Below are 12548 nucleotides of genomic sequence, written 5' to 3'. Positions count from 1 at the left end.
ATACATTACCGGAAAAATATAAATCAATCGTCATTTTACGCTATTTGCAGGACATGTCTCTTCAGGAGATCTCAGAGGTGCTGGAGATGCCTGTAACAACAATCAAAACACGTGTACACCGCGGGCGAGAGTATCTACGTAAACGGTTAGAGCAGGAGGAACAAGATGCCAATACAAATCCTGTTCCAAGGTGAAACATATTTAAATTCGAAACGTATGGTATATCACAACATGCAAAAGTCTAAGAAAGGGGTGGCTGCCCGGTGAACTGCAAAGAAGCCCTCCCGCTCATACATGAATATCTAGACGGTGATTTGCAAGGATCGGATTCTCGGCTGTTAAAAGAACATCTGATTGCTTGTCAGGCCTGTCATGCTTTATTCAAACAATTAGAGAAAACAGATGCGCTGGTTAGAATGCTGCCACCACTAAGAGCTTCTGATACGCTGACAGATCAGATTATGAGCGGATTGCCTCCAATGAAGCAAAGAAATGGCTGGATGGACTTCATTCGCAGGCATCCTGCTGGTTCGGTAGCTGTCGTTTTCGGCGCGGTCATGTTCGGTAGCTTCATGTCGATGTGGAATGATGATACGAACTTGATGGTCAAAGGAAGCAACCTACAGGATGTAATTATCCAAGGGGATACGGTTATTGTACCTCAGGGGCATACTGTGCAAGGAGATCTCGTTGTACAACGGGGAACGCTGAAGGTGGAAGGTGATGTAACAGGTAACTTAACTGTTATCGATGGCACACTTAATTTAGCGTCTACCGCGCATATTTCGGGTCAAGTTACACAGGTGAATGAAGCAATTGGTTGGGTTTGGTATAAATTAGGCGAGTTCGTAGGGATGCTCTCGAATTAGCTTGAAACGTCTGCCGTTGGCTTTGAGCCGAAGGGGGCGTTTTTTTTTAGGTACATTGAACCAAATCAACTGGGAAACACTCAGATAAAGAGAGAAAAATAGAAGTATACTTAGGATTATGTTATGATTCTAGGTATAGAGAGATCACTGTGTTCAGTCGCCTGGGGGAGAATAATAATGGACTTACTCACGAGCATCTCGGCTAAGGATATCGTTGATATTCTGATCGTTAGCTATGTGATTTATAAATTGATCCTGTTAGTTCGTGGGACAAGGGCCATTCAGCTCATGAAGGGTATTCTTGTTGTCGTCATTACATGGGTATTTAGCATTTGGTTTAAACTCAGTACGCTGCAGTGGATGATGAATCAAACCTTTACGTTTGGGGTATTGGGCGTTATTATTATTTTCCAACCCGAGCTTAGACGAGCCTTGGAACAATTAGGCCGCGGAAAGCTATTTAGCCGCTCCTCAAGCGAAGAAGATCAGGATGTAAACAAACGAATCAGTGAAGTCATACGGGCTGCGAATTATTTGGCCAAAAGAAAGATAGGGGCCTTGATTGTGTTTGAGAAAGAAACCGGTTTGACGGATTACGTGGAGTCCGGTATTGCCATAGAGAGCAAAATCAGCGCTGAGCTGTTGATTAATATTTTCATTCCGAATACGCCATTGCACGATGGAGCGGTTATTATTCGTCAAGGGCAATTAATGGCCGCGGGCTGTTACTTGCCGTTGTCTGAAAATCCATTCATCTCCAAGGAGTTAGGCACGCGTCATCGCGCTGCTATTGGAATGAGCGAGGTTTCTGATGCGATGTGTATCATTGTATCGGAAGAGACCGGCCAGATCTCTTTGACGATGAACGGGCACATTGTGCGGGATATTAAAGAGGAATCCCTGATCGCGAAATTGTTCGAAGAGCTTAAGCCAAAGGCGAAGACAAATGAGAAGAACCCTTTCTTGAAGTGGAGGGGGCGTTCGAATGGATAAATGGTTGCGTAATACGAATGTTGTGCGCATCGTTGCGCTTGTAATTAGCATTCTGCTGTGGGTTGTTGTGCATATGGAGGAGACGAATTTATCTCAAAGCTCACCCCTCAGACAACGGGAAGAAACGATTAATAATGTGGCCATTACAACGAAATACGATGAAACTCATTATCATATTTCGTCGATGGCACCTTCCAATGTACAGGTTATTCTGAGTGGGAAGGAATCTTCGGTGAAGAAGGTCACAACCAGCAATACGTACCAGATCGAGCTTGATTTGACCCAGGTGGGCAAAGGAGATCATCAACTTACGTTAAGCCCAGTGGGTTTCCCTTCCGATGTCGAAGTGCAGATTGTCCCTAGAACGGTTCACRTCATCATTGAAGAGCTGCAGATGAAAGAAGTGCCTGTCGTTATCAATGTTAAGGGCACGCCATCAGCAGGGCTGAAAGCAGGCCAACCGATTGTGAAGCCTAACAAAGTGTACATTACTGCGCAAACGAGCAAGCTTGAACAGATCGAGAATGTACGCGGCGAGGTTTCCGTCGACAAGGCTCAGTCTGCTGTAACGAAGCAAGTTAAGCTGCAAGCTTTTGATAAGGAAGGCAAAGAAGTTGCGGTGAATATGAATCCGCCAGTGGTGGATGTTGAGGTCCCGATAACAAGTCCATTCCAGACGATACCTTTGCAGTTAAAGATAAGCGGAGAGCCGCCAAAAGGCTTTGCCATCTCGATGGTAACGCAAAGTCCAGATAAAGTTACGGTGTATGGTACTCAGGATGTTGTGGATCGGATGGAATTTTATCAGGGTCCACAGCTGAAWATTCAAGATTTGAAGGAATCAAAAGAATATTCACTGGACATTCCTTTGAGGAATAAAGTAACACAACTGGATCCTGCCAAAGTTACTGTGAAGGTTGAGATTGTTCCTTCTAGTACCAGAGCTTTGGAGAATGTCCCGATTACCATCATCGGTGCAAATGAAAACTATGTAACGAAGGTGACGACGCCGGAAACGGCGCAGCTGAACATAACGGTTGAAGGAGCTCCTACCATCATAGATCAACTAAAGGTGCAGGACATTCAGGCTATTCTGGATGTAAGTAATTTACCGCCAGGAAAGCATGAATTGAAGGTTACTCTGAACCTTCCAACCTATGTGAAGCTTGGATCACCGCAAGAAGTGAAGGCAACTGTAGAAATCAGCGAGAAAGCACCTGCAAATACACCAGCAAATGGAGCACCTAGTGCATCACCAAGTGCACCACCAAAAGCAACAAATCCATAATGGGATGAGACAAGAGGAGAAAAGAGACATGGGGAAATATTTTGGTACAGATGGTGTGCGCGGCGTCGCTAATGACGAATTGACACCAGAATTAGCTTACAAGGTTGGCCGCTGCGGCGGGTATGTATTAACAAGACAGGCTAAGCATCCGAAAGTCGTGATCGGGAGAGATACACGTATTTCGGGTCCGATGCTGGAGGCATCCCTCGTAGCAGGCTTGCTATCTATTGGTGTTGAGGTTATTCGCATTGGTGTTGTTAGTACACCAGCGGTGGCTTATTTAACGAAAAAGCTCGGAGCGGATGCAGGCGTTATGATCTCCGCTTCCCATAATCCGGTTGAGGATAATGGCATCAAGTTTTTTGGGGGCGACGGCTTCAAACTATTGGATGAGACGGAGCTTGAGATTGAACAGCTGCTGGATGCAGCTGTAGATGAATTGCCTCGCCCAGTTGGCGGCGAAATCGGTACGGTTTCAGATAACGCAGATGCGAAGCTTGATTATCTGGCGTTCTTGAAAGAGACTGTATCCGAGTCTTTCGCTGGATACAAGGTGGTCCTTGACTGCGCGAATGGCTCAGCCTATGAGCTGGCACCTACGATCTTCCGCGAGCTGGGAGCGGAAGTCATCACCATCGGCGCTGAGCCGAATGGCCGCAATATCAACGATAACTGCGGCTCTACGCATCCTGAGAAGCTTCGCGAAGAAGTGGTGAAACATGGCGCAGCCATTGGTCTTGCTTTTGACGGAGACGCGGATCGCTTGATCGCGATTGATGAGAAGGGCGAGGAAGTCGACGGAGACTTCATCTTAAGCATTCTAGGGGATGCGCTGAACCGCGCAGGCAAGCTGAACCACGGCACGATTGTGACGACGGTGATGGCGAATATCGGCTTTTTCAAAGGGATTGAAAAAGCAGGTCTTAAAGCACTGCAAACGGCAGTAGGCGACCGCTACGTCATGGAAGAGATGCGCAAAGGCGGCTATAACCTAGGTGGAGAGCAATCCGGGCATGTTATTTTCCTCGATTACATCTCGACGGGAGATGGTATTCTAACTGCTCTTCAGTTGGTGAACACGATAGTTGCATCAGGGCATAAACTGAGTGAACTAAAAGGCATTATGCGTAAATTCCCGCAGCTGCTCGTGAATGTTCGTGTAACAGATAAGAGTAAGCTGAAGAATAATTCGGTCGTCGAAGAAGCCATTCGTAAGGTGGAGGCTGAGCTTGGAGATAACGGACGGGTTCTCGTGCGTCCTTCGGGAACGGAATCGTTAATCCGCGTCATGGCGGAAGGTCCGGATAAAGAGCAAGTTGAGGCTTATGTGTATGATATTGCGAAGGTTATCCAAGAGCAATTGGTTTAGCCATTTGGTGAGTTAACGTTTGTTGAAGTTCCCCTTTCGCGCTTTTTAGCATTAATGTGTGCTTTTTTGGGCGAATAGGGGGATTTTGATAGAAAAAATAAGTTGCACGATGACTGAAAAATGAATATGATGTATTTACTCAAGAAGGAAAGGCAGGATAGAGGTAATTCATTTACAAATAGCGCCAGAACTCGCAGGCGGAACGGGAATGTAGTAAAAGCTACTACTACGCAGGTGAGTTGACGAGGTGAAGGTGTTCGAAACATTCGGCGGGGACCTTCCGGCATTAGGAATGCCGTTAAGTTGGAGAGCAAAAACGCTTGGGCGACCGGGCTGACAAGTATCCAACGTCCGTTTTTTTATTATGCGAACTTATAGATAATCGTTTATATATTGAATTTGGATCTTTGAAAAATAGCCTTGTTGAATAGGCTTATAAAACTATGGAGGTACTACACTATGTGCGGAATCGTTGGTTATATTGGAAAGCGTAATTCTCAGGAAATTTTGCTGGAAGGGCTGAAAAAGCTTGAATATCGGGGCTATGACTCTGCAGGTGTAGCCGTGTATACAGCAAATGGTCTGGAAATTAAGAAAGCAAAGGGCCGTATCGCGAATCTTGAATCCAAGCTGGAGGAAACCCCTCTGAACGGAAGCGTTGGGATCGGACATACCCGTTGGGCCACGCACGGCAAGCCGTCAGATGTGAATTCGCATCCTCATACGGATAATTCGTTGAAGTTCTCTGTTGTGCATAACGGGATCATTGAAAATTACATTTCTCTGAAAGAAGAGCTAACGGCTAAAGGCCATGAGTTTATCTCTGAAACAGACACAGAAGTGATTTCGCACCTTATTGCTGATTTATATGAGGGAGATATCCTTAAAGCCGTTCAAAAAGCCGTAAAACAAATGACAGGCGCATTTGCATTAGGTGTCTTAACAGAGTATGAACCGGATCGTCTTGTTGCCGTACGTCAAGCTAGCCCATTAATTATCGGTATCGGTGAAGGCGAGAACTTCATTGGCTCTGATATCCCGGCTATTCTCGAATATACGCGTAATGTTTTTATTCTTAATGATGGCGAAATGGCGCTTTTGACGCGTGATGGTGTCGAATTAATGACTTTGGAAGGAAATTTTATTTCCAGGGAAATGTTTCATGTCGATTGGGACATTATTACGGCGGAAAAAGCCGGATTCGATCACTTTATGTTGAAAGAAATCTACGATCAGCCTAAAGCTTATCGAGATACTATGGGAAGTCGTATTGCTACGGACGGCCGCAAAGTAACGTTAAATGAGCTGTCGATCACAGCGGAAGCAATCCGCAAGATCAATCGTGTGCATATTGTGGCCTGTGGAACTGCATATCATGCAGGGATGGTTGGGAAATACGTGATTGAGAAAATGGCGCGAATTCCGGTTGAGACGGATGTTGCGTCCGAATATCGTTATCGTTCCCCAATTATCACGAAGGATACTCTAGTGATTGTTGTTAGCCAATCCGGTGAAACAGCGGATACCCTAGCAGCACTTCGTGAAGCGAAGCGGTGTGGCGCGCATGTTCTGGCGATTACGAACGTTGTTGGAAGCTCAGTTGCTCGTGAAGCGGACGATATTATCACGACTTGGGCCGGACCAGAAATTGCGGTAGCATCAACAAAAGCTTACACGTCTCAGTTGATTGCTTTCTATCTGCTTGGTATCCATTTGGCACAAACAATTGGGACACAAACGGAAGCGGAAATTGCTGAGATGATTACAGCTTTGAAACAGTTGCCTGAACAAGTAGAAGAGATTCTTGCTCAAGCAGAGGCTCTGAAAGTCGTAGCAGAAGAGATGGCTAAACATGATAACCTCTTCTTTATCGGCAGAGGTTTGGATTATGCGGTTGCGTTAGAAGGCTCTCTGAAGCTGAAAGAGATCTCTTATATTCACTCTGAAGCTTATCCAGCAGGTGAATTGAAGCACGGTACGCTAGCGCTAATTGAGGATGGCGTTCCTGTGATTGCACTTGGTACTCAGCTTGAGTTGCTGGAGAAAACGGTCAGCAATATTAAAGAAGTAAAAGCGCGCGGAGCAAATGTGCTAGGAATCGCTGTTGAAGGCGAGCACGAGCTGGTGAAGTCAGTAGACAGCACGTTCGTTATTCCGAAAACGCTGGATGTTCTTTCCCCAGCACTGTCGGTTATTCCGTTGCAACTGCTATCGTACTATGCGTCCTTGGCGCGTGGGAATGATGTTGATAAGCCAAGGAATTTGGCGAAGAGTGTGACAGTGGAGTAAAGCTTTGTCCTAAGTAGTAATCTCTTAGTTAGTCCCGGTGAGCTAATACAGTCATCGGGACTTTTTTTGTTAACTATCGACCGTCATTTCGAACAGAATAAGCATTCCTTCAGTCAAGAGGCCCCCTCGGCGAGAAAATGGTTGTTTTTGTATGCCATAAGAAAAACAACTAAACTTGTATTGCCCTTACTCGAGACTTCTGATAAGATGATCTAAACTTATTAAAACAGTTTAATAAGTACTCATTACTTTGTCTAATGAAAGGTTTTGATATCCGTGACGAACATTTTTAAGACGAAAGAGTTAAGGGAGCCGTTAATTTATCGGATTCGAGCAGGACTGATCACGCTGGGTAGTGCTACGAAAGCGGAGCTCAGCCAACGATTGGGGATAAGCTTTCCGACAATAAGCAAATTTATGGCTCAGATGGAGAAAGACGGAGAGATCCGCTATACAAGTGATGATGATTCTAATGGTGGCAGAAGGGCAAAACGCTATACCTATGATCCAGAATATATGTTGGGACTTGCCATTTTTATTGAAAAGAATGAGACCAATTATTCGATATTTAACTGTATTGGGGAGGTCAAGGAGCAGGGAACTGAGTCAAGTGTGTTACAACAAGATGARCAACCGCTTGCGGATCTTATTGAAACGTTAATTGAGAAATACCCAAGGCTCCGTTCAATTGCTATCGGGGTTCCAGGTGCCGTTAATAATGGGAAAATCATCTTTATCCCGCCCTATCAGCAATTCTTTAACTATGATTTGAAAGGAGAATTCGAATCCAAATTTCAAATACCGGTCGTCGTCGAAAATGATATGAATGCATCGGTACTTGGGTATGCATCGAATTACGAGCTTGAGAACGAGTCGCTGGTCTATCTATATTTCGGTCAAAATGGACCGGGCTCCGGAATTATGATTAACGGCAATGTTGTGCGAGGTAGCACGTTTTTCTCAGGTGAGATTTCTTTCGTCCCCCAGTTTGAAAATCAATCCTTTCTGCAAGCGCTACAGATGGGTCAAGGCAATCGCCGTATGTTGTTAGCTGGTGACAACCAAACGGATGCCATCGCACGTTTAATTGCTACATTCGCAGCCATACTGAACCCTCGGACTGTGGTTTTCTGTGACGATGAAGTAGACGAAGTACTCTTGAACAGGATCGCTGAAAGAGCTTCGGCTTACATCCCGCAGGAACATTTGCCTAAGCTTTTGATGAGTAATTGGAGACAGGATTATTTGATTGGGTTGCAGCATTTAGCGCTTAATTTAATGATTACTGATTGTTGATAGAAAGAATTAGATCTTTAAGTAAATTTAAATAATTCTTTCTAGAAGGAAGAAGTGATATTATGGCAACGATGTTTTTAACTATTATCTATCTAGCATTTATTAGCCTAGGAATTCCAGATTCTTTGCTAGGATCAGCATGGCCTGAAATGCGGCTCGATCTGGGCTCTCCATTTGGCTTCGCGGGGATCTTATCCATGATTGTGGCGGGAGGTACCATCGTATCCAGTCTACTGAGTGGGAGTTTGGTCCAACGAGTAGGGACGGGCAAAATTACGCTGATTAGCTGTGTCCTTACTGCTGGTGCGCTGCTTGGTTTCTCTATGGCACCTTCACTAACTTGGCTTGTCTTCTTAGCCATCCCTCTTGGTCTAGGCGGAGGAGCTATTGATGCAGCACTTAATCATTATGTAGCTGAGAATTATAAAGCGCATCATATGAACTGGCTGCACTGTTTTTGGGGAGTAGGGGCCACTACCGGGCCAATAATTATTTCATATTTTATCGGTGAACATAACTCATGGAGAGACGGTTACTCAGCGGTATCGATGATTCAGTTCACACTCGCAGTCATACTGCTTGCTGCTCTTCCCCTATGGAAGCGTATCGCTGTTCTTAGGGAAGTGAAGATTCAAGACAGTGAGTTTCAACAAAATCAAGTCGAATCTGAACGGATACTACCTGCAGGTAGTTCCACCAGTAATCTCCTCCAGATCAAAGGTGTTAAAAACACGCTAGTCGCTTTCTTGTTCTATTGTGGGGTTGAATCCACGGTAGGATTATGGGGAGCTAGCTATCTGGTAGGTGTGAAACATATGACTGCAGAGACAGCTGCCATTGGGATTTCTATGTACTATGGAGGAATAACTATTGGAAGGCTGATTACTGGTTTTCTTACTCTCAAAGTCCATAATCGTATTCTTATTCGGTATGGTCAGATTTTGGCTATTGCTGGTGGATTAATGCTGTTCCTTCCTTTGCCACAGCTGTTCATGGTTGGGCTCATATTTATTGGACTGGGGCTTGCCCCTATTTACCCTGGTCTGCTGCATGAAACGCCAGAACGTTTTGGAATTCTTTTGATGATGATGAGTGCGGAGAAAGTTAACTATATATTGAAAAATCATAAGCAATCTAAAGGGATACATTTTTAAAATGCTATCTGATGTTTGGAAAGGAATTTAGTATGCAAACAAAAACGGAAAAAGAAATGACCGGGCTACTTCGGCCTTTGGTGTAGTTTGTTAATCTACTTCTATAAATATTCAAGACCTGCTGATCAAGCAGGTCTTATTTGTGCGTTGCATCGACCATGGCACATCAAGAAAATGGCAATAATACCAATTTGCATAAAGTGATAGTTTGTTTTTGATTTTAGGTATAATTGATAGCTTAATTGACAAATTAAAATAGAGTCCAAACAACGCCCCTATCTGCGCGTCCATCGAAGAACACAGATTCATAGTTCCTTAACCATCATTTTCAATCATCCAAGCTCGATGAGCAGAAAGCAGGGACCTATGTCAGCTTCTAAACAAGCAAAACCAGCGGCAGCCGAAGGGAACGACTTCTCGCTGAAAGCCATTCTGCCGCCGCTCATAGCCATTATTGTCGGCATGATTATGGTTATTTTAGACAGCACGGTGGTCAATAATGCAATCCCAAAACTCGTGGAATACTTCAACACCGATCTGAAGACGATCCAATGGACAGTCACCGGCTATACGCTGGCCTTATCTGCCGTCATCCCACTTGCAGGCTGGTTGACCGATAAATTCGGCTCCAAGCGAATTTTCATGATTACGATCGCCTTGTTTACGATCGGATCTGTGCTATGTGGCATCGCTCAAACGCCGGAACAGCTAATCATTTACCGCGTCATTCAAGGTCTTGGAGGCGGCATGGTGTCCCCAATCGGGATGGCCATGGTGTTCAAGCTAGCGCCTCCTGAGCGCCGTGGATCCATCATGGGCGTACTCGGCATTCCCATGCTGATGGCACCGGCGTTCGGTCCTGTGCTATCCGGGTGGCTGGTCGATTCTGTCAGCTGGCACTGGATTTTTATCATCAATTTGCCAATCGGCATTATCGCCTTCATCCTCGGGTATAAATATTTGCCGAAATCCGCCCGTCATGAGGCGCCGCATCTGGATGTCCTTGGTATGTGCCTCGCGCCGATTGCCTTCTCCGTGCTGGCGTACGGCGTGAGCGAAGGAGGAACTAGCTGGTCTTCCACTTCGGCGATCACGGGATTGACCGTCGGCGGCATAGCGCTCATTATCTTTATTTTCGTGGAACTAAATCAGAAGCATCCATTGCTGGAGCTGAAAGTGTTCAAGTCTTCCGATTTTACACGCAGTATCATCTTGACGTGGATTGTACAGCTCGCATTGTTCGGCGCAATGCTGATTGTACCCCTTTATTTACAAGGTGTCATGCACTATACCGCGCTTGAAACAGGTTGGATTCTGATGCCGCAAGCGATATTCGCGGGAATCGGCATGCCGATCAGCGGCCGGCTGTTTGATAAGATCGGCGCTCGCCCGCTCGCCTTCAGTGGCCTAGCTGCCGTATCGGTTGCTTTATTCTTGCTGTCCAGCATCAAGGTGGATACCTCGCTCTGGGTTATCATCCTGTGCATCTGCATCATGGGTCTAGGCATGGGCTTCTCCATGATGCCGCTCAACACACATGTCTTGAACTCAGCGCCGCGAAATCTGGTGAGCCGCGTCACACCTCTGACAACAGCTGCTCAGCAAGTCGTTGTTTCATTCGCAGTCGCGGGTCTGACAGGCTACCTGACATCGCAAATCGCTTCTTACACCGCAAGCGCAGGAGCGGGAGCGAATCCGCTGAACGCCGTGGTACAGGGTTACGGCGATACGTTCTTCTTGTCCGCATGCATCGCAACCGCGGGTGTCGCACTATCACTCATTTTGCGTAAACCGAAGAAGCAGAAAGAAGAAGGAACCGCTGGTGGAGAGAATCCTGATCCTGCGATGATGATGGGTCACTAATGCACATAGCCTTGGCTGTTAGTCGGCTAAGGCTTTTTTTTCTGGCTTTGTAAGCTATACATACCATTGACATGGTACAGATCTGTCTGTATTATTTATGGAGGAGTATGATACAGATCTGTCTCTTTTTATCCCAAAAAGAGTTCTCAGGCTGAACTATTAATAGTAATTGAGAGGAGAGAGGCTTGTATGAAAAGAATGCTTTGGATTGTTCTTATGATGTCATGCGGAGCTACGTATATATCATCTTTGTTCCCTCTATATGGGAAATATTATCAACTAAGCTCCCTGGAAATCACCATTTTGTTCGCGGTTTATGCCGTGATTTTGCTGCCTACCTTGCTTATCGTTGGAGCCAAAGGGAACTCTTGGGGATTAAAAAGGGTGCTTCGCATAAGTATATGGATATCCATTGTATCGACGCTGCTCTTTATAATGAGCCATAACGTCTGGATGCTCTATTTGGCAAGGATTCTGGAAGGCATCGCATATGGTGCTTTTACAGGTACGGCCACTGCTTTTCTATTAAAACAGACCTCTTCCAATAAAGTGAGTACGGCAATCAAGTTCTCAGGTGTAATTGTGAACCTTGGCTTTGGCATGGGCCCAGCTATCTCAGGTTTAGTCGTGCAATATATACATGTTCAGCCGCTGCGTATGCCATTTTGGTTCTTGCTCGTCATGTTAGTGGCCTCTTGGGTACTCCTGGAACTATTACCGAAGCTGGAAGATTCACAAAAACCGCCAAAAGTGAAGGTCTCACTGGGTATTCCCGACAATATTCGTTCCCACTTTTTCTCAATAATTGGGCTTCCTGCGTTTACTTTTTTCATGCTAGGAGGCATTGTATTATCTCTGATCCCTTCTTTTGTTAAAAACGTCATTCATACCTCTAACCTTTCTATAGCGGGGTTGCTAATGTTAATGCTGCTAGGTGTGGGGGGCTTAATACAATTCTTTCCTTGGGTCCAAAACCCGGTTACGCGGTTGCGTATTGGTATCGTGTTCCTAGCCATCGGACCGTGGATTACTGTTTTTTCGGGGCAAAAAGAAAATTTATTTTTACTTTGGGCTGGCATGCTCATTCAAGGGATTGGCGCTGGCTGGTCATTTCAAGCCGCTTTAAGGTTCGCTGGTCAATTGCCGAAGCCAGAGGAACGGCCACGAGTCATCTCGGCTTTTTACTTGTGTGCCTATGCGGGATTCATTATTCCTCCAATTGGAGTCGGAGTGCTGACTCAATTTTTTAGTTTGAACTTCTCCTTAGTTGTTCTAAATTCGGTTGCCGCGCTTATCGTAATCTATGTATTAATTTACTCTGTCAAATTTAAACGTTATTACGCAACTCTTACATCACATTAAATATTTATGGCGAAAACTAATTCGAACTGACTCATATTTACAAGCATTTGATAGCACACTATGGT

The 12548-nt window shown here is 45.3% G+C and carries 10 protein-coding genes; all 10 read left to right on the top strand.

All coding sequences use genetic code 11. The features are described 5' to 3' along the window. The coding region (locus tag AC1DUA_RS11030; RefSeq protein ID WP_477499787.1) for a sigma factor-like helix-turn-helix DNA-binding protein at positions 1 to 194 on the top strand (194 nt) is incomplete at its 5' end. Between the two features lie 69 nt (positions 195 to 263). After that, positions 264 to 869, top strand: coding sequence for a zf-HC2 domain-containing protein (locus tag AC1DUA_RS11025; RefSeq protein WP_477499786.1), 606 nt, complete (start codon positions 264 to 266; stop codon positions 867 to 869). A 177-nt stretch (positions 870 to 1046) separates the two neighbouring features. Further along, complete coding sequence (cdaA, locus tag AC1DUA_RS11020; RefSeq protein ID WP_127456697.1) at positions 1047 to 1862, top strand: diadenylate cyclase CdaA; 816 nt, start codon at positions 1047 to 1049, stop codon at positions 1860 to 1862. After that, on the top strand, positions 1855 to 3150 hold the full coding sequence (locus AC1DUA_RS11015; protein ID WP_477499785.1) for a CdaR family protein: 1296 nt from the start codon (positions 1855 to 1857) through the stop codon (positions 3148 to 3150). The genes cdaA and AC1DUA_RS11015 overlap by 8 nt, the downstream gene beginning before the upstream one ends. Positions 3151 to 3178: 28 nt before the next feature. Continuing rightward, positions 3179 to 4519, top strand: coding sequence for a phosphoglucosamine mutase (glmM, locus tag AC1DUA_RS11010; protein ID WP_477499784.1), 1341 nt, complete (start codon positions 3179 to 3181; stop codon positions 4517 to 4519). A 459-nt stretch (positions 4520 to 4978) separates the two neighbouring features. Beyond that, positions 4979 to 6808: a glutamine--fructose-6-phosphate transaminase (isomerizing) gene (gene glmS / locus AC1DUA_RS11005; RefSeq protein WP_477499783.1), complete on the top strand. Its 1830-nt coding sequence runs from the start codon at positions 4979 to 4981 to the stop codon at positions 6806 to 6808. A 276-nt stretch (positions 6809 to 7084) separates the two neighbouring features. After that, positions 7085 to 8104, top strand: coding sequence for an ROK family transcriptional regulator (locus tag AC1DUA_RS11000; protein WP_477499782.1), 1020 nt, complete (start codon positions 7085 to 7087; stop codon positions 8102 to 8104). A 62-nt stretch (positions 8105 to 8166) separates the two neighbouring features. Beyond that, on the top strand, positions 8167 to 9258 hold the full coding sequence (locus AC1DUA_RS10995) for an MFS transporter (RefSeq protein ID WP_477499781.1): 1092 nt from the start codon (positions 8167 to 8169) through the stop codon (positions 9256 to 9258). A gap of 366 nt (positions 9259 to 9624) precedes the next feature. After that, the gene (locus AC1DUA_RS10990; protein WP_477499780.1) at positions 9625 to 11121 is read left to right on the top strand and encodes an MDR family MFS transporter; all 1497 of its coding nucleotides are present in this window, start codon (positions 9625 to 9627) and stop codon (positions 11119 to 11121) included. Positions 11122 to 11310: 189 nt separating this feature from the next. After that, positions 11311 to 12483 carry an MFS transporter gene (locus AC1DUA_RS10985; RefSeq protein WP_477499779.1) on the top strand — a complete coding sequence of 391 codons (1173 nt, stop codon included), beginning with the start codon at positions 11311 to 11313 and terminating at the stop codon, positions 12481 to 12483. Positions 12484 to 12548: the final 65 nt, after the last annotated feature.

This window comes from Paenibacillus sp. 01T422 (genome assembly GCF_056398785.1).
This window is presented reverse-complemented; position numbering and strand designations above follow the sequence as displayed.

What these genes read in the sequence shown, in the direction of transcription:
- cdaA (WP_127456697.1), top strand. Translation starts at nt 1,047, where the DNA reads ATGGACTTACTCACGAGCATCTCGGCTAAGGATATCGTTGATATTCTG.
- glmM (WP_477499784.1), top strand. Translation starts at nt 3,179, where the DNA reads ATGGGGAAATATTTTGGTACAGATGGTGTGCGCGGCGTCGCTAATGAC.
- glmS (WP_477499783.1), top strand. Translation starts at nt 4,979, where the DNA reads ATGTGCGGAATCGTTGGTTATATTGGAAAGCGTAATTCTCAGGAAATT.
- AC1DUA_RS10995 (WP_477499781.1), top strand. Translation starts at nt 8,167, where the DNA reads ATGGCAACGATGTTTTTAACTATTATCTATCTAGCATTTATTAGCCTA.
- AC1DUA_RS10990 (WP_477499780.1), top strand. Translation starts at nt 9,625, where the DNA reads ATGTCAGCTTCTAAACAAGCAAAACCAGCGGCAGCCGAAGGGAACGAC.
- AC1DUA_RS10985 (WP_477499779.1), top strand. Translation starts at nt 11,311, where the DNA reads ATGAAAAGAATGCTTTGGATTGTTCTTATGATGTCATGCGGAGCTACG.